Annotated in this window: 17 protein-coding genes; 3 read left to right on the top strand and 14 right to left on the bottom strand. The window is 70.0% G+C overall.

Translation table 11 applies throughout. The annotated features are described in order from the left end of the window. The first annotated feature begins 14 nt into the window (after positions 1-14). Positions 15-443: an Lrp/AsnC family transcriptional regulator gene (locus tag Q344_RS0117270; protein ID WP_028287860.1), complete on the top strand. Its 429-nt coding sequence runs from the start codon at positions 15-17 to the stop codon at positions 441-443. On the opposite strand, the gene Q344_RS0117265 is transcribed toward Q344_RS0117270, so the two are convergent. The 5 genes from Q344_RS0117265 to Q344_RS0117245 are packed head-to-tail and all read right to left on the bottom strand — an operon-like array spanning position 440 to position 5,349. Next, a complete protein-coding gene (locus Q344_RS0117265) occupies positions 440-1,474 on the bottom strand; it encodes a siderophore-interacting protein (RefSeq protein ID WP_028287859.1) in 1,035 nt (344 codons plus the stop codon). The genes Q344_RS0117270 and Q344_RS0117265 overlap by 4 nt on opposite strands. After that, the gene (locus tag Q344_RS0117260) at positions 1,471-2,277 is read right to left on the bottom strand and encodes an ABC transporter ATP-binding protein (RefSeq protein WP_028287858.1); all 807 of its coding nucleotides are present in this window, start codon (positions 2,275-2,277) and stop codon (positions 1,471-1,473) included. Before Q344_RS0117260 ends, Q344_RS0117265 begins: the two co-directional genes overlap by 4 nt. Then, positions 2,274-3,317, bottom strand: coding sequence for a FecCD family ABC transporter permease (locus Q344_RS0117255; RefSeq protein WP_028287857.1), 1,044 nt, complete (start codon positions 3,315-3,317; stop codon positions 2,274-2,276). Before Q344_RS0117255 ends, Q344_RS0117260 begins: the two co-directional genes overlap by 4 nt. Continuing rightward, entirely contained in the window at positions 3,317-4,357 is a 1,041-nt protein-coding gene (locus Q344_RS0117250) for a FecCD family ABC transporter permease (RefSeq protein WP_028287856.1), read from the bottom strand. The genes Q344_RS0117255 and Q344_RS0117250 overlap by 1 nt, the downstream gene beginning before the upstream one ends. Beyond that, positions 4,354-5,349, bottom strand: coding sequence for an iron-siderophore ABC transporter substrate-binding protein (locus Q344_RS0117245; protein WP_028287855.1), 996 nt, complete (start codon positions 5,347-5,349; stop codon positions 4,354-4,356). The genes Q344_RS0117250 and Q344_RS0117245 overlap by 4 nt, the downstream gene beginning before the upstream one ends. A 337-nt stretch (positions 5,350-5,686) precedes the next feature. On the opposite strand from Q344_RS0117245, the gene Q344_RS0117240 reads away from it, so the two are divergent. Further along, positions 5,687-7,831, top strand: coding sequence for a TonB-dependent siderophore receptor (locus Q344_RS0117240; protein WP_051630782.1), 2,145 nt, complete (start codon positions 5,687-5,689; stop codon positions 7,829-7,831). A 43-nt stretch (positions 7,832-7,874) separates the two neighbouring features. On the opposite strand, the gene Q344_RS0117235 is transcribed toward Q344_RS0117240, so the two are convergent. The 5 genes from Q344_RS0117235 to Q344_RS24300 form a co-directional block, all read right to left on the bottom strand. Further along, positions 7,875-8,744 (bottom strand): helix-turn-helix transcriptional regulator, encoded by an 870-nt coding sequence (locus Q344_RS0117235; protein WP_028287853.1) that lies wholly within the window; start codon positions 8,742-8,744, stop codon positions 7,875-7,877. 136 nt (positions 8,745-8,880) lie between these two features. Further along, complete coding sequence (locus tag Q344_RS26480) at positions 8,881-9,897, bottom strand: NAD(P)H-dependent flavin oxidoreductase (RefSeq protein WP_051630779.1); 1,017 nt, start codon at positions 9,895-9,897, stop codon at positions 8,881-8,883. Between the two features lies 1 nt (position 9,898). Next, complete coding sequence (locus Q344_RS0117225) at positions 9,899-10,696, bottom strand: enoyl-CoA hydratase/isomerase family protein (RefSeq protein WP_028287852.1); 798 nt, start codon at positions 10,694-10,696, stop codon at positions 9,899-9,901. A 3-nt stretch (positions 10,697-10,699) separates the two neighbouring features. Further along, positions 10,700-11,845, bottom strand: coding sequence for a thiolase family protein (locus Q344_RS0117220; RefSeq protein ID WP_028287851.1), 1,146 nt, complete (start codon positions 11,843-11,845; stop codon positions 10,700-10,702). A 2-nt stretch (positions 11,846-11,847) separates the two neighbouring features. After that, positions 11,848-12,255 (bottom strand): Zn-ribbon domain-containing OB-fold protein, encoded by a 408-nt coding sequence (locus Q344_RS24300; protein ID WP_051630778.1) that lies wholly within the window; start codon positions 12,253-12,255, stop codon positions 11,848-11,850. Positions 12,256-12,387: 132 nt separating this feature from the next. Here Q344_RS24300 and fabG point away from each other — a divergent pair, with 132 nt between their 5' ends. Then, positions 12,388-13,137, top strand: a complete 750-nt coding sequence (gene fabG / locus Q344_RS0117210) for a 3-oxoacyl-ACP reductase FabG (protein WP_028287850.1) — start codon at positions 12,388-12,390, stop codon at positions 13,135-13,137. A 70-nt stretch (positions 13,138-13,207) separates the two neighbouring features. Here fabG and Q344_RS0117205 read toward each other — a convergent pair whose 3' ends face one another. The 4 genes from Q344_RS0117205 to Q344_RS24290 are packed head-to-tail and all read right to left on the bottom strand — an operon-like array spanning position 13,208 to position 17,274. After that, positions 13,208-14,179, bottom strand: a complete 972-nt coding sequence (locus Q344_RS0117205; protein ID WP_028287849.1) for a Bug family tripartite tricarboxylate transporter substrate binding protein — start codon at positions 14,177-14,179, stop codon at positions 13,208-13,210. Between the two features lie 23 nt (positions 14,180-14,202). Continuing rightward, positions 14,203-15,717, bottom strand: coding sequence for a tripartite tricarboxylate transporter permease (locus Q344_RS0117200; protein ID WP_028287848.1), 1,515 nt, complete (start codon positions 15,715-15,717; stop codon positions 14,203-14,205). A gap of 1 nt (position 15,718) precedes the next feature. Then, positions 15,719-16,198 carry a tripartite tricarboxylate transporter TctB family protein gene (locus tag Q344_RS24295; RefSeq protein WP_051630776.1) on the bottom strand — a complete coding sequence of 160 codons (480 nt, stop codon included), beginning with the start codon at positions 16,196-16,198 and terminating at the stop codon, positions 15,719-15,721. Continuing rightward, a complete protein-coding gene (locus Q344_RS24290; protein WP_211249929.1) occupies positions 16,195-17,274 on the bottom strand; it encodes a CaiB/BaiF CoA transferase family protein in 1,080 nt (359 codons plus the stop codon). Before Q344_RS24290 ends, Q344_RS24295 begins: the two co-directional genes overlap by 4 nt. Positions 17,275-17,278 lie beyond the last annotated feature (4 nt).

Below are 17,278 nucleotides of genomic sequence, written 5' to 3'. Positions count from 1 at the left end.
GAACGGAGAATTCCGTGCCATCCCTCCCCGAGACCGACCGCGCCATCATCTCGGCCCTGCGCGGCGATGCGCGGATGTCGATCACGCAGCTTGCCCAGACCGTCGGCATTTCGCGCACCACGGCCCGGACCCGGCTGGAGGCGCTGGTGGCCGAGGGGCGCATCCGCCGCTTCACGGTCGAGACCGACGTCGACGTCGAGGGCGGCATCCGCGCGATCACCCTGGTGGAGCTTCAGGGCAGCCTGTCGCGCAACGTGATCCGCACGCTGACGCGAATCCCCGAGGTCTCGACCATCCACGCGACCAACGGTGCCTGGGACCTCGTGGTCGAGATCCGGACCGACACGCTGGCCAATTTCGACCTCGTGCTGCGCCGGATCCGCGAGGTGCCCGGCGTGCTCAACAGCCAGAGCTGCCTGCTGCTGGCCCCGGTGGCGGGCTAGGCGGTCCAGTAATAGGCGAAATAGCCCTCGTCCGGGCCGACGCCCAGCGTGTCGCGGAACCGGGCCTTGGCCTTGCGGACCAGGTCCTTCTCGGCCGCGATCCAGACGTAGCGGTCGGGACCTGCGGGCGGCTTCATCCCGGCCAGCCGGTCCCAGAGCGCCTCGCCCCGCGCGCGCAGCAGCCAGCTCAGCCGGAGGCCCTCGGGGCGCGGCATCTCGCAGATATCCTCCGCATTGCCCACCTCGATCAGCACGTCGCCGCGGCGGTCGGGGCCGGAGAGCGCGAGGATCCGGCGGATCGCCGGCAGCGCCGTCTCGTCCCCCGCGATCAGCAGGTCGCGCCCGGGCGGGAAATCCCCGCTTCCCGGGCCGGTGACGCCCACCGGATCGCCCGCCCGGGCGCGGCGTGCCCATTCGGTCGTCCGCCCGCCGTCATGTTCGAAGACGTCGAAGGTGAAGCGCCCCGCCGCGGGGTCGAGATCGACGAAGGTGTAGGCGGCCCGGTGCAGGCTGTCGGCATCGCGCGGCCAGAGCGTCCGCCCGTTGTCGTCCAGACGCGGCCAGACCGGCGTCCGGCCCGCGGGCGGCAGGAGCAGCGAGAAGTGCATCCCCCGCCCCTCGGCCAGGCGGCGCGTGCCGGGGCTCTCCAGTTCGACCCGCAGGAAGCTGGGGGCCACCCGCCACACCCGCCGCACGGTGGCGGGCGCGAAGCCGGGCGGCGCGGTATTGCGGGCGATCTCGCCAAGCCAGTCCATCCGCGGGGTCAGGCCCGGCGCGACGTGGTCGAGGATGTAGAGCACGTATTCCCGGAACTGCTGCAGCGCGACGGCATCCGCCGCGTCGATGATGAGCGACAGGCCCGACGCGTCGCGTTCGAGCGCCACCACCGCGGCGGGCGTGCGCACGACCATCGCATCGGCGCTCTCCTCGACCGCCAGCTCGGCCTCGCGCGCATGGGCCGCGGCCTGCGGGATCAGGTCGTGCGAGACCGGACCGTCGTAGCGGGCGCTCGCCTGCACCGGATCGCTCATTCCGCCACCTCCCGCCTCATGCCGTGCCGGCCGAGCGGCAGCATCATCGGCTTGCCCGAGGTCGGATCGGGGATCACCAGGCTCTTCAGCCCGAAGACCTCTTCGACCATCGCCTCGGTCAGCACCGCCTCCGGCGACCCCGAGGCGCTGATCCGCCCGTCCAGCATCGCGACGAGGTGGTCGGCGTAGCGCGCGGCGAGGTTGAGGTCGTGCAGCACCATGACGATGGTCGTTCCGCGGCTGCGGTTGAGATCGACCAGCAGGTCCAGCACCTCGACCTGGTGCGAGATGTCGAGGAAGGTCGTCGGCTCGTCCAGCAGAAGGATCCCCGTCTCCTGCGCCAGCGCCATCGCGATCCACGCCCGCTGGCGCTGCCCGCCCGACAGCGCGTCGATGTCGCGCTCGGCCAGGTCCGCCATGCCGGTGGCCTCGAGCGCGCGGGCCACGGCGCGGTCGTCCTCGGGGCTCCAGCGCGAGAGCAGGCCCTGATGCGGGTGCCGCCCGTGGCTCACGAGGTCGGCGACGGTGATCCCGTCGGGCGCGATCGGGGATTGCGGCAGGAGGCCGAGCCGCCGCGCCAGATCGCGCGCGCCGAAGCGGTTCAGCGCGCGGCCGTCGAGCTGGACCTCGCCCGCCTCGGGCCGCAGCAGCCGTGCGAGACAGCGCAGCAGCGTGGACTTGCCGCAGGCATTGGCGCCGACGATGGCGGTGATCCGGCCGGGCGGGACGGTGAAGTCGAGCCCGCGCAGGATGGTCCGGTCGCCGTATCCGGCCTGCAGTGCGGCGGCGGAAAGGATGGTCATGGTCGGCCTCCGGTCCGGTTCGTCCGGATGATGAGGTAGATGAGATACGGCGCCCCGAGCGCGCCTGTCACGATGCCCACCGGGTAGCGGCCCGGCAGAAGGTGCTGGCCCGCGTAATCCGCGACGAGCACCAGCAGGGCCCCGGTCAGCGCCGCCGGCACCAGCGGCGCGCGGCCGGGCCCGGTGATCCGCAGCGCGATCGGACCCGAAAGGAAGGCAACGAAGGCGATCGGCCCGGTGACGGCGGTGGCCACGGCGATCAGCCCGACCGCCGCCAGCACGATCAGCGCCCGGTCCCGGGCCAGCGGCACGCCAAGCGCCGCGGCGGTGTCGTCACCCAGCCGCATGAGCTCGGCCGATCCCCGCAGCGCGAGGAGGAGCCCGCCGAAGAGCGCCAGCGACAGCAGCACCGGCAGCGCCTGCTCCAGCGTCGCCCCGTTGACGCTGCCGGTCAGCCAGCGCAGCGCGTCCTGCAGGCTCCAGGCGGGGGCGCGCAGCAGGACGTAGGCGATGACGCTCTCCAGCATGGCCGCGATGCCGATGCCGACGAGGATCAGCCGCGCCCCGGCCACGCCGTTGCGCCAGGACAGCAGGTAGATCGCCGCCGCCACGCCGAGCCCGGCGGCCACGGCAAGGACCGAGACCGTGGTGCCGGACCAGCCCAGCAGCACGATGGCGAAGACCGCCGCCGCGCTGGCCCCCGCGCTGATGCCGATGATGTCCGGGCTTGCCAGCGGGTTGCGGAACATCGTCTGGAAGACCACGCCGCCGAGCCCGAAGCTCATGCCCGCAAGGATCGACAGGACGGCCCGCGGCAGCCGCAGCGCGCCCACGGTGAAGCTGGCGCCCGGGACCTCGACGCCCGCGAGCACCCGCAGGACGTCTCCGGGCGGCGTGAACGACTGGCCGAGGCTCAGGGTCAGCGCCAGCCCGGCGAGCAGCAGGAGGAGCATCCCCCCGGCCGCCCGGGTCCGGCCGCGGGCGCGGCGGCGGCGGAGCACGGCGACCCGGGTCGCGAGGCTGTCGGGCGCGGCGTGCATCACAGGTCCCGCACCCGCCGCTTGCGGACGATCCAGATGAAGACCGGCGCGCCGAGAAAGGCGGTGACGATGCCCACGTCCATCTCGGACGGTCGGGCGACGATGCGGCCGAGCACGTCGGCGAGGATCAGCAGGATGGCCCCGGCGAGCGCCGAGAAGGGCAGCAGCCAGCGGTGATCGACCCCGATGAGCAGGCGGCACAGGTGCGGCACCACCAGGCCGACGAAGCCGATCGGGCCGCAGATCGCCGTGGTCGCGCCGCAGAGCATGACGGCGCCGAGCGCCGCCGACGCACGCGCCCAGGCCACCCGGGCGCCCAGCCCCGCCGCCGCCTCGTCCCCGAGCGCGAGGAGGTTGAGGCTGCGCGCCGAGATGAGGCACAGCACGAACCCCGCGGCGAGCAGCGGGAGGCAGGGGAGGATCGCCTCCCACGTGGCGCCGCCGACACCGCCGACCTGCCAGGACCGGACCCCGCCGGCGATGTCGTTGCGCGGCAGGATGATCGCCACGGTGAACGACGAGGCGGCGATCGCGGTGGCCGCCCCTGCGAGCGCGAGCTTCAGCGGTGTGGCTCCGCCCCGCCCCATCGTGCCCACGGCATAGACGAAGCCCGCCGCCAGGCCGGCGCCGAGGATGGCGGTCCAGAGAAACGCCTCGAGCCGGACCATCCCGAACCAGGCGATGCCGATGACCACGGCCATCGCGGCGCCGGCGTTGATGCCGAGGATCCCCGGGTCGGCCAGAGGATTGCGGGTGACGCCCTGCATGACCGCCCCGGCGAGCCCCAGCGCCGCGCCGGCCAGCGCCGCGAGCACCGTCCTCGGGACCCTCACCGCGACGACGGCCTCTGCGATGGTGTCCGTGCCGCCGCGAACGCCCGCCAGGATCGCGCTCCAGCCGACATCGCGGGTGCCGAGCGCCACCGACAGTACCGCGGCCCCGGCCAGCGCGAGCAGCACCAGCACGAGCCAGCCCGCGCGGGCGCGGCGGCGGCGCAGGATCGCCTGCGCGGTCGGACCGGGCGCGATCGCGGCGGTCATTCCGCCTTGCGCGCCGCTTCGGCGAGATGTGCGACGTAATCGTCGAGGACCCAGGGGATCGACAGCGGCGTGGGGTTCGCGGCGGTGCCGAGGGGATCGTTGCCCAGAAGCACGAAGGCGCCGGTCCGGGCCGTCTCCATCCGCGAGGTGAGCGGGTTCCGCGCCACGGTTTCGGCCAGGTCCCGGCCGCCGTAGGTGATCACGATGTCCACGTCCGAGAAGAGGTCGATCTTCTCGGCGCTGATCTCGCCGTTGTAACGCCCGGCCTCGGTCGCCTCTTTCACCGCCGCGGGCGAGGTGAGGCCGAGGTCCTCGAGGAACTTCACCCGGCTGTCGTTGGCCGAGTAGAACCGGATCACGCTGAGGTCGCGCAGGTCGAGATGGGTGACGAACATCGCCGTCCTGCCGACCAGCTCGGGATGGGCGCGGGCGGCCGCGCGGATCCGGGCGTCGGTCTCGGCGATCAGCGCCTCGCCCTCCTCCGACCGCCCGAGCCCCGCGGCGTTCAGGCGGATCATCTCGCGCCAGTCGGTGGACCAGGGGCCGTCGCGGTAGGCGATCACCGGGGCGATCTTGCTGAGCGTGTCGTATTCGGCCCGCGAGAGGCCCGAATAGGCGGCGAGGATCAGGTCCGGACGGCTGGCCGCGACCGCCTCGAAGTCGATCCCGTCGCCCTCGTCGAAGAGCGGCGGCACCTCGGCGCCCAACTCCTCGAGCCGGGCCGCGACCCAGGGCAGCACCCCGTCGCCGTCGTCATCGCCGAAGTTCGCCCGCGCGAAGCCCACCGGCACGATCCCCAGCGCCAGCGGGACCTCGTGATTGGCCCAGGCGACGGTCGCGACGCGTTCGGGCCGCGCCGGGATGGTCGTGGTGCCGAAGGCATGCTCGACCGTCACGGGAAAATCCGCGGCCGAGGCGGCGGCGGGCAGGAGCGTGACGGCAAGCAGGAAGAGTGCCGCGAGCGGGCGGGCGAGGTCTTGGAACGGGCGCATGGCGGTGCCTCCGGCGACATAGGCAAGTATTTTAGTCGGCTTTCCATCTAAGCCTTGCTCCGTCAAGGCGGACGAGGCCCTCTCGATGCCATTTTCCGCAGGCAAACCCGATCTTTCCGGGTTTTCCGACAAAAACAGTCGAAATATACAATACAGCCTCCGGGCCATGTGTATGTTCGCCGCGATCCCAGAGCGCCCGGCCGATTCCCGGCAGGCTGCCCTGTCGACAGACCCGTTTCCGCGCGATCGCTGCGTGAACCGGACCGCCAGCAAGCACCGGCCCCGGCCGGCCTGCGCGCCAGCCTCGGACCCCAGAACATTGATGGACCCGTAACCAATGGTATCAGACACCCAGACGCATCGCCGTCGCCCGTCCCGTCCCGCGCGCTTCAGCCGCCTCTTGCTGGGCAGCACCGCCCTGATCGCCCTGCCGCTGGCCGCGGCCGCCCAGGAGGGCGGCGAGGGATCGGGGGGCACCTACCGGCTGTCGCCGATCATCGTGGACCTCGGACTGCAGGCCGATGACGACGCGACTTCGCTGGTGGCGAAGGAGCTCTGGACGGGCGGCAAGGTGGCCACCAGCATCCTCGACACGCCCGCCTCGGTCTCGGTCGTGACCCAGAAGGAGATCGAGCAGCGCGACGCCGACACCGTGGAGGAGGTGCTGCAATACAGCTCGGGCATCTACACCGATTACTACGGGACCGACGACCGCAACGATTACTACCTCGTCCGCGGCTTCCAGGCCTCGACCTACCGCGACGGGCTGACGCTGGGCTCCATGCGCGGCGTGCGCGAGGAGCCCTATGCCTACGAGCGGCTCGAGGTGATGAAGGGCGGCAACTCGACCCTCTTCGGCACCTCCGATCCGGGCGGCACCGTCAACTTCGTCACCAAGCTGCCGAAGTTCGAGCGGTTCGGCGAGATCTACGGCAGCTACGGAACCGACGACCACAAGGAGCTGGGCTTCGACTTCGGCGACGTGCTGGACGAGAACCAGACGCTGGCCTACCGCGTCGTCGGCAAGATCCAGGACAGCGCACTGGAATACGACGCCTCGCGCGATGACGAGCGGTTCCTGCTCGGCAGCCTCGCGTGGGAGCCGACCGCCGCGACCAGGCTGACCTTCGCCGTCGAATACCTCGACCGGGACGGCACGCCGAACAGCGGCGGCTACCCGCTCGACCGGCTCTACGACCGGGAGCTCTTCTTCGGCGAGCCCGATTTCAACTACCACGACGTGGAGCGGCTGACCGTCTCGGCCGGTCTGCAGCACGAATTCGACAACGGGCTGAGCCTGCGCGCCAACCTGCGCTACAGCGATCTCACCGACGGTTTCGGCTATGTCTACCTGTCGGACAATGCCGCGCGGGTCGGCAACCTGGTGGACCGGTTCTATTTCGGCGGAGACAGCACTGCGGAAGAGCTGATCGGCAACGCCATCCTGCAATACGACACGAGCTTCGGCACGATCGACAGCAGCACGCTGGCCGGGGTCGAATTCCGCGACGCCTCGACCACCTCGTCCTCGTTCTACGGCGCCTACACGCAGATCGATGTCACCAACCCGGTCTACAGCGGCGCGCCCACGGGCTATGCGCCCTACAGCGTGCAGGCCAGCGACTACACGACGAAGTCGATCTTCGCGCAGCAGAACCTGTCCTTCTCGGACCGGCTGGTGGCGACGGTCGGCCTCCGGCAGGACTGGCTGGACATCACCAACGTGAACAGCTCGACCGGCACGCCTGTCACGACGCAGGGCGACTTCTCGGAAACCTCCTACCGCGGGGCGCTGACCTACAAGCTCACCAACGAGGTCTCGGCCTATGCCAGCTACGTGCAGTCGGTGGCCCCGCCCTCCATCGGGGTCGAGCCCGAGCGCGGCGAGCAGTACGAGGTCGGCGTGAAGTACCAGCCCGACAGCTACAACGCGCTCTTCACCGCCTCGGCCTACGAGCTGACCAAGAAGAACGTGGTGGTGCCGGTGGTCCTGCCGAGCGGCGCGATCGAACGGCAGACGATCGGCGAATCCCGCGTGCGCGGGATCGAGCTGGAGGCGAAGGCAGAGCTGACGGCCAACGTAAGCATGACGGCCGGCTATGCCTATCAGGACGCCGCCTACGTGCGCGGCAACGTCCGCGGCGCGACGGTGGACGGCAACGCATTCGCCACGGTGCCGAACCACATCGGCTCGCTCTGGGTGAATTACGAGCTGCCCGGCGCGGGCCCGCGGGGCGACATGAACTTCGGTGTCGGCGCGCGGATCGTCGGGCCCTATTACTACAACGTCACCAACGACAACGGGAAAAGCCCGACGCAGGTCTATCTCGACGCGGGCTTCTCCTACGGGATCACCGCCGATACCGCTCTGACGGTGAACGTCAGCAACATCTTCGACAAGCAATATGTCGTCGGACGCGGGACGGCGGATTACTACAACAACGGCCGCACGATCTCGGCGGCGCTCCGGCACAGCTGGTAAGCGCAGGCCCCGTCCGGGTCCGGCCGGGTGGGGCGATCAGCGCCTAGCGATGCGCCCGGCGCCAGGCGGCGGGCGTCTCGCCCGTCACCTGCCGGAAGGTCTTGGTCAGGTGCGCCTGATCGGCAAAGCCCAGCCGGTCCGCGACGTCCGCGACGCTCAGCCCGGTTTCCGACAGCAGCCGCTTCGACATCTCGATCCGGCGGGTCAGCTGCCACTGGTGCGGCGTGACGCCCATCGTCTTCTTGAACACCTGCGAGAACCAGCTTTCCGAGAGGTTCACCGCCTCGGCCATCTGCGCGATCGTCAGGCGCCGGCCGCCGCCCGCCTCGAACCGGTCCGCGACCCGGCGCAGTTGTGCCTGCGTCAGCCGCGCGTTGCCCGGCTCGGGCGCGGGACCGCCGATGTCGAGCAGGCCGGTGACCAGACTGCCCGCGAGGTTTTCGGCGTAGAGGTCGTGCCGCTCGGGGGCCTGCAGCTCGTCCACCAGCAGACGCGCCACGGGTTCGAGCGCGCCGATGTCGTGCAGGTCCACGGGCCGCGCGAGCAGCGCTTCGGCCGAGGCGCGGTCGAGCGCCGGGGCGAGGAAGCGCACCGCCCAGTCGATGTCCATGTGGATGTCGAGATGCGAGAACACCAGCGGCCGGGTGAAGACGGTCTGCAGCGCCACGCCCGCCGGCACGAAGATCGCGCGCGCCATCGGGCGGCTCGGCTGCGCGGAGGTGACGTCGATCGAGGAGACGTCGGTCAGGAAGATGCTCAGCCGGGGATTGGCCGAGACGTAGTAGCCGCGTCCGTCGGCCTCGCCCTCCGCCTCCCAGTAGGCGGCCAGCAGACCGTCGAGCAGGCGCCATTTCACGGGCGCGGTGGAGCGGATCCGGTCGGTCCGTCCGGTGAAGTCGTGGCGGTAGCCCAAGGCAGGATGGTCCGCGGGAAAGAGGGTGGACGGCTGGCTGACGGCAGGTCCGGCGCTTGGGGCCGGGCCGGTCTGGCTGCAGGGCGCGAGAATAGGTCCGGGGGCGGCGGTTGGCAAGCCGCCGCCCGGGGAGGGCTCAGCCCGCCTTCGGAGTCTGCACCGACGCCTCCGGGAGGCGGAGCCCCGCGAGACGCTGCCAGGCGTCCTCCATCTCGCGCACGAGGCGCGCGACGACCTCTCCGGCCCCCTCCTCGCTGTCGGCATGCGCGATGGCCGAGGACATCGAGACCAGCCCCCGGTCCACGTCGCCCTTCACATAGGCCCAGTCCCGGCCATGGCGGCCGCTGACCAGGTCGCCGAAATCCGCATGCCGCGCGGTCAGGCCAAGCTCGCGCTCCATCTCCTGCACCCGGCGGGCGGTGTCGTTGTTCAGCACCCGCCAGGTGTCCTTGATCGACTGGAGCACCGCGACCGTATCGTCCATGCCGGCGGCGACCATCCGGGCCTTGTAGTTCGGATGCGCGTCGATCTCGGCGCTGGCGAGGAACCGGCTGACGACCACGGCCGCCTCGGCCCCCTGCGCCAGCACGCCCAGCACCTGCCGCCCGGTGCCGAGCCCGCCGCCGAGCGCGATCGGCACCTCGATCTCCTTCAGCGCCTGCGCGAGGATCACGTGGCCGGGATGCGGGTTGATGCCGGGATGGCCGCCCGCCTCCATCCCGACGATGGTGACCGCGTCGACGCCGGAGGCCGCGGCCTTGACCGCGTGCCGCAGCTGCGTGGACTTGTGGATCAGCACCCCGCCGCCGTCGTGGATGCGGTCGATCATGTCGCCCGGATGGCTTCCGGCGGTCTCGAACCGGGTCACGCCGTGGCGCTGCGCGATGGCGAGGCAGGTCTCGTTGATCTCGTTCGAGCGGAAGCGCGAGATCGAGAAGTTGACGCCGAAGGGCGCGCCCTCGGCCAGGTCGACACATCTCGCGAGATCGTCCTCGAACGCCTCGGCGCTGTCGTGACTCTTGGGGGTGAGGAAGGCCATCGCCCCGGCCCGGGCGCAGGCGGCCACGAAGGCCGCCTTGGAATGCCACATCATGCCGCCCACGATGATCGGGTGGCGCATTCCGAAAAGCTCGGTCAGCCGGGTGCGGAACATCTCATTCCCCCTTGAAGACGGGTTTGCGCTTTTCCAGGAAGGCGGCCATCCCCTCGGCCCGGTCCGCGCTGTCCATGATCATCGCGGCGCCGAGGCGTTCGTATTCCAGCCCCTCCTCGATCCCGACCTGCAGGCCCTTGTTCACCGCCGCCTTGATGAAGGCGACCGAGAGCGGCGGCTTGGCCGCGATCTCGTCCGCCATGGCGCGGGCGGTCTGCATCAGCTCGGCCTGCGGCACGACGCGGTTGACGATGCCATAGGAGAGCGCCTCGTCGGCGGTGATGTGACGGCCGGTGAACATCAGCTCCTTGGCCAGCGGCCCGCCGATCAGCCGCGGCATCCGCTGGGTGCCCCCTGCGGCGGGCAGCACGCCGAGGTTGACCTCGGGCAGGCCCATCTTCGCGTGATCGGCGGCGATCCGGATGTCGGCGCAGAGCGCGATCTCCATGCCGCCGCCGAGCGCCACGCCGTTGATCGCGGCGATGACCGGGCGCTCGAACTCCTCGATCAGCCGGGTCAGGTCATGGGTGAACTTCTGCTTGGCATAATATTCGGCGCGGGGCGGCCGGTTCGCGGCCCGCTCCTTGATGTCGGCCCCGGCGCAGAAGGCGCGTTCGCCCGCGCCGGTGAGGATCACGCAGCGCAGGTCGCGGTCGTTCAGCATGACGTTCTGGAAGGCGTCGTAGAGATCGGGCTTCATCGAGCCGCCGAGCGTGTTCATCCGGTCCGGCCGGTTGAGGGTGATCGTGACCACCCCGTTGTCGGCCTTGTCGTAGATCAGGGTTTCATACTCGGGCATGGGTCAGTCCTTGGTCAGAATATGGGCGATGGAGATCGAGCCGAGGCCGATCATGTGCGCCATGCCGATGCGGGCGCCCGGCTGCTGCCGCTCGCCGTTCTCGCCGCGCAGCTGGCGGGTGAGCTCGTGCACCTGCCCGAGGCCGGTCGGCCCCAGCGGATGCCCCTGCCCGATCAGCCCGCCCGAGGAATTCACGCAGCAGCGCCCGCCGATGGCCGAACCGCCGTCGCGCAGGAAATGCTGGCCCGCGCCCTTGGGGGCGAGGCCGAAGGTCTCGGTATAGAGGATCTCCTCGATGGCGAAGGCGTCGTGCAACTCGACACAATCGAGGTCGGTCGCCTTGATGCCCGCCTCGTCATAGGCCATCTCGGCGACCCGCTGGGCCAGCGTCACGGACGGGATCTCGCGCCCGACCTGCGGCGTCTCGGATTGCAGGACAGAGGCGGTGACCCGGATCGGCTTGCCGCCCAGGATGCCCAGCCGGCGGATCGCGTCCTCGCTCGCCACGATCGCCGCCGCCGCCCCCTCGCCGCGCGGACAGCACATGAGAGAGGTCGTCGTGCCCGCGACCAGCGTGGAGGCCAGCACCTGCTCGACCGTCCGGGGCTTGCGGAACTGGGCATTCGGGTTCTTCGAGGCGTTGGTGTGGTTCTTGGCCGCGACCATGGCGAGGTCCTCGGCGCTGAGGCCCTTCTCCTTCTTCAGGTGCTCGGCCATCAGCGCGTATTTCACCAGCGGGATGGTCGCGGTGTCCGACAGGCGGCTCACCTTCTCCTTCTGCACCGCGCGGAGCTGGTCGCCGGTCTTGTCCACGCCCACGGCCAGCGAGACGTCGCGCCGCCCGGCCGCCACCTCGAGCACCGCCATCTGGAACGCCGAGGACCCGGAGGCCGAGGCATTCTCGACCTGCGTGCAGGCGAGCCCGGTGGAGCCGAGGTGGTTGAACATGATCCGCCCGGCGGCCATCCCGATCCCGGTGCAGCCGATGTAGGCGCTCTCGACCTCGGGGAAGGCGATGCCCGCGTCCTCGAGCGCGCCGCGCACGGCGGTGAGACCCATGTCGATATAGAGCGTGTCACTGGCGAACTGGTAGGGGTGCATGCCCACGCCGATGACGTAGACGGGACGCATGTCGGACAGGTTTGCCATGTTCAGACCTCCTCTTTCGGCGCGAACCGGCAGGCGAGGCGCGTCTCGCCGTCGCGTTCGACCTCTTCGGCGCGGGCGACGATCGCCATGCCGTCGCGGTACTGTTCGGCCCCGCCCGAGAGCATGACCTCCTCGATCATGCCCGGCGCGATCTCGGCCTCACCGACGACGCAGGGCGGGGTGATGCCGGGGGCGAGCTTGGCATGCAGCGTTATGAAGGTCAGAAGGGTTGCCTGCCCTGCACGGGCTTCGGCCGTCACATTCTCGGGCCGGGCGCCGCAGCGCGGGCATCCATAGCCGGTCCGGGGGAAGTGCAGCTCTTCGCAGGCGGCGCATCGGCCGAAGATCAGTTTCAGCCCCGGGCCGGTCCCGTCGAGCTCGTAGAGGTCTGGTTTTTCCAACGCCGTCATCTCGTCTTTCCTTCGTTTTCTACTATTGGGTAGAAAGTTTTACCCTCATGCACAACACAGATATTGCTATTGATCGCCGCAGATGGGATTAAACTTACCCAACAGTAAGCAAATATCCCAAGGAGGAAGAACATGGATCTCGGGCTGCAGGGGCGCGTCGCCTTCATCACCGGCGGGGGCGGCGGCATCGGCCGGGCCAGCGGCCGCATGCTGGCAGGCGAAGGCGCGAAGGTCGCGCTGATCGACATTTCCTCCGAAGCGCTCGACTCGGCCCGGGCCGAGATCGAGGGCGCGGTGCCGGACGCGCAGGTCTGGACGGGGGTCTGCGACGTCACCGACAAGGCCTCGGTCGCCGAGGTCTTCGCGGCGGCGGAAGAGACGCTCGGCCCCTGCGACATCATGGTGAACAACGCGGGCTTCGCGCGCGACAAGTACCTGCTGAAGATGGCCGAGGAGGATTGGGACGATGTCCACAACGTCGTGCTCAAGGCCGCCTTCCACTGCTGCCGCGCGGTGCTGCCGGGCATGATGGAGCGGAACTGGGGCCGCATCATCAACATGTCCTCGATGGCCCATCTGGGCAACAAGGGGCAGACGAACTACTCGGCCGCCAAGGCCGGGCTGATCGGCATGACCAACGCTCTGGCGCGCGAGGCCGGAGCGTTCAACATCACCGCCAACGCCATCGCGCCGGGTCTCGTCGCAACGCCGCGGCTGCGGGCGCGGCCGGATTTCGACAAGCTGGAACAGCGGTCGCTGGCGCTGACGCCGATGCCGCGGCTGGCCGAGCCCGAGGATATCGCCAAGGCGGTGACCTTCTTCGCCTCCTCGCTGGCCGACCTCGTGTCGGCCCAGACCATCGGGGTGACCGGCGGACGCTGAGCGCCGCCGTCGCCGAAGCGCAACGGGGGCCCTCGCGGCCCCCGTTCCTGTTTGCAGCGCCGTCACCGGTTCACCGCTTCTCGATGCCGGCGGCTTCGATGATACCGGTCCAGCGGTCCCGTTCGGCCGCCACGTAATCGCTCATCTCCTCGCCCCGCATCATCCAGATCTCGGACTGCACCTTTTCGAAGGCGTCCTTGACCGCTTCGCTTTCCATCGCGGCCGCGAAGGCGTCGGCCAGGATCTCGACCCGCTCGGGCGGAGTGCCGCCCGGGGCGAAGATGCCCGACCACGACCCGGTCACGGCGTCGGGCAGACCGGCCTCGGCCATCGTCGGCGCGTCGGGGAAGAGCTCCAGCCGCTCCTCGGAGGTGACGCCCAGCACCTTCACGGCGCCCGACTGCACATGCCCGAGGGTCGAGACGGGATAGTCGAAGGCGATGTCCAGACGGCCCGCGATCAGGTCGTTCAGCATCGGGGCCGAGCCCTTGTAGGGCACCTGCAGCAGCTCGATCCCCGCCGCGTTGGCGAAAAGCTCGGAGGCGAGATGGGTGCCGGTGCCGATCCCCGCGAGACCCACGGTCACCTCGCCGGGATGCTCCTTGGCATAGGCCACCAGCTCCTCGGGCGTGCTGTAGGGCGTGTCCTTGTAGGCGATCACCGTGTTCGCCGAGGACCCCATCATGTGGATCGGCACGAAATCCTCGAGGCTGTCATACCGCAGGTTGTTGTAGAGCGACGGCGCCGCGGCCAGCGTGCCGAGCGTGCCGTAGACGATGGTGTAGCCGTCCGGATCCGACCGCGCGACATATTCGAGCCCGAGCGTGCCGCCCGCGCCGGGCTTGTTCTCGACCACGACCGTCTGGCCAAGCGCCTTGCCGAATTCGTCCGCGATCAGGCGCGACCTCGTGTCGGTGATCCCGCCGGGCGTGTAGGGCACGATCCAGGTGATCGGTTTCGTCGGGAAGTCCTGGGCCTGCGCGGCACTGGCGGCCAGGACGATGGCGCCCGCGGCGGCCAGCTTGCTGAGATGTTGGAACATGGGTTCTCCTCCTGTTGAATGGATCATGCGGCCGTGTCCGCCAGCGCGCGCTTGCGCCGGCGCAGCGACGACCAGATTGTCGAGGCGACGATGATCGCCGCGGTGGCCAGCAGCCCCGCGCTGATCGGTTCGGTCAGGAAGACCATGGCGTCGCCCCGCGACAGCAGCAGCGCGCGGCGGAAATGCTCCTCGGCCATCGGGCCGAGCACCAGCCCCAGCAGAAGGGGCGCCGCGGGCAGCTGCAGAAGCTTCATCCCGTAGCCCATGAGCCCGAACACGATGACGAGGAAGATGTCGATCGGGTTGTTCCGGGCGGAATAGGCGCCGAGGCAGATGAAGAAGAGGATGCAGGGATAGAGGATGTGATACGGGATCAGCAGCATCCGCACCCAGATCCCGATGAGCGGCAGGTTCAGGACCAGCAGCATCAGGTTGCCGATCCAGAAGCTGGCGATCAGGCCCCAGAAGAGGTCGGGATCGGTCTGGATCACCAGCGGCCCCGGCTGGATGCCGTGGATCAGCAGCGCCCCCAGAAGAAGCGCCATGGTGGCGGAGCCGGGAATCCCGAGGCTCATCGTCGGGATGAAGGCCGCCTGCGCCGCGGCGTTGTTGGCCGTCTCGGCCGCGGCCAGCCCCTCGATCGCGCCCTTGCCGAAGCGTTCGGGTGTCTTGCTGACGCGTTTCTCGACCGAATAGGCGATGAACGCGGCAATCGCCGCGCCTGCCCCGGGCAGGATGCCGATGATCGAGCCCAGAACCGAGCCGCGCGCCATCGACCCGCTGGTGTCCTTCCATTCCCGCTTGGTCGGCCACATGGCCTGCCACGAGGTGTCGACCTTCTGCCGCGAGGTGGCGAAGACCGAGGAGGTGAAGTTGATGAGGATCTCGGACACCCCGAAGAGCCCCATGGCCAGCACGACGAGGCTGATCCCGTCCAGCAGCTCGCGCGAGCCGAAGGTGAAACGCGCGACGCCCGACTGGATGTCGGTCCCCACGAGGCCGAGCAGCAGCCCGACCACGACCATCGCGATGCCCTTGACCGGCGAGCCCTGGCTGAGCGTCGAGGCGGCGAGCAGGCCCAGGACCGTCATCGCGAAATACTCGGGGCTGCCGAAGCTCTGCGCCACGGCGACGAGGGGCGGCGCGAAGGTCATCATCAGCACGATCGCGAAACAGCCGCCGATGAAGCTCGCCAGCGTGGTCATCGCAAGCGCCTTGCCCGCCTCGCCCTTCTGGGCCATCGGGTAGCCGTCGAAACAGGTCACCGCCGAGGTGACCGAGCCCGGCAGGTTCAGCAGGATCGCGGCGGTCGAGCCACCGTAGATCGAGCCATAGTAGATCCCCGCCAGCATCACCATCGCGTCGGTCGCCGACTGGCCGAAGGTCAGCGGCATCAGCAGCGAGATGCCCGCCAGCGCGCCCACGCCCGGCAGGACGCCGATGAAGGTGCCCAGCGTCACGCCGATGAAGCAGGCCCAGAGGCTCGACCACGAGACCGCGACCGAGAACCCCATCATCATGTTGTCGAAGAGGTCCATCTCAGGCTCCCGGCAGAAGGTCGATGTTGACGATGCCGCGGAAGCCCATGACCAGCGCGGTGATGAAGACGCAGAGCGCCAGCGCCACGCAGAGCAGCGTCACCGGGCGGTAGGGCCGGTCGGCAAGCCCCGAAAGGAAGATCAGCGCGAAGATCGCCACGTAGGCCCCGGCGCTGTCGATCAGCAGGGCGAAGGCGCCGAGCGAGGCGCAGATCGCCAGCACCGCGCGCCACGGCACCTGCGGCGCCACGGCGAGCGAGACGCGGCCCTCGAAGACGACGGCGAGGCCGAGCGCCGCGAGGATGAGGCCGAGAAGCATCGGGAAGATCGCCGGGCCGACGTTGCGGAGCGTGCCGAAGGGATAGGTGAGGCTCTCGACCGCGACGACGACGCCGAGCAGGAAGATCAGCAGGCCGGCCGCCAGTTCGAGCGTGTTGAACCCCGCGATCCTGTGCGGGGGCTTGGGGTCTTCGGCAGTCATCGGGTGACGTCTCCAGCGGAATTCAGGGCGGGGGCCGGCGGCAGGTCGCGGGCCATGCCGTCAAGCCGGACCGGGAAGGGCACGGCGGGGCCGCAGGCGGTCTCCACGATCAGCTCACGCGCGGCGAAATGCGCCGACGCGGTCGCCTCGTCGACGGTCAGGACCGGGCTGGCGGGGACGTCGTGCCGCGCCATCAGCGCCAGCGCGTCGGCCCGGTCCATCGGGGCGACGGCGGCGGCGATGGCGGCGTTCAGCGCCTGCGCCTTTTCGCGCCGCGCCGCGATGCCCGCGAAGGCGGGATCGTCGAAGGCACCGAGGTCGAGCGCGGCGCAGAGCGCGCGCCAGAAGTGATCCTCGAGCGCGGCGATCGAGATGGCGCCGTCCCGGCAGGCAAAGACCCCGTAGGCGGGCCGGACCAGCGCCACCCTGCGCTGCGCCTGCAGGTCGGTGATGCCGGTCACGTTGTAGACGCCGCGCCGCGGGTTCACCCAATGGGCGAGGCAGTCGGTGATCGACAGATCGAGATGCTGGCCCCGTCCGGTCGTCCCGCGCTGGAGCAGCGCCGCGAGGACCGCGGCCAGCCCGTAGATGCCGCCGCCCAGATCGGCCACCGGCAGCCCGAAGCTGTGCTCGGGTGGTCCATCGGGCGTTCCGCAGAGCGAGGTCACCCCGGCCTGCGCGAGGTAGTTGAGGTCGTGCCCCGGCGCCTTCACCAGCGGCCCGGTCTGCCCGTAACCCGACATCGAGATGTAGACGAGGCGCGGGTTCAGCGCGGCCATGGCCTGATAGCCAAGGCCCAGCCGGTCCATGACGCCGGGCCGGAAGCCTTCGACCATCACGTCGGCCCCGCACACGATCTCGATGGCGCGGGCCTGGTCGTCCGGGTCCTTGAGGTCCAGCGCGACCGAGGACTTGCCGCGGTTCACGATCTCGAAGGTGCCGGGCTGGCTGCGGCGCATGCCGTCGCCCGCCGGGCGTTCGATCTTGATCACCCGCGCGCCCATCTCGGCCATGGCCCCGGTCATGAAGGGGCCCGGCAGAAGCTCGGAGAAATCGGCGACCGTGAGGCCGTCCATCGGT

It is taken from the genome of Pseudooceanicola nanhaiensis DSM 18065 (assembly GCF_000688295.1).
Lineage (GTDB): Bacteria > Pseudomonadota > Alphaproteobacteria > Rhodobacterales > Rhodobacteraceae > Pseudooceanicola > Pseudooceanicola nanhaiensis.
The sequence above is the reverse complement of the archived record's forward strand: the minus strand, read 5'-3'. Positions and strand labels throughout refer to the sequence as shown.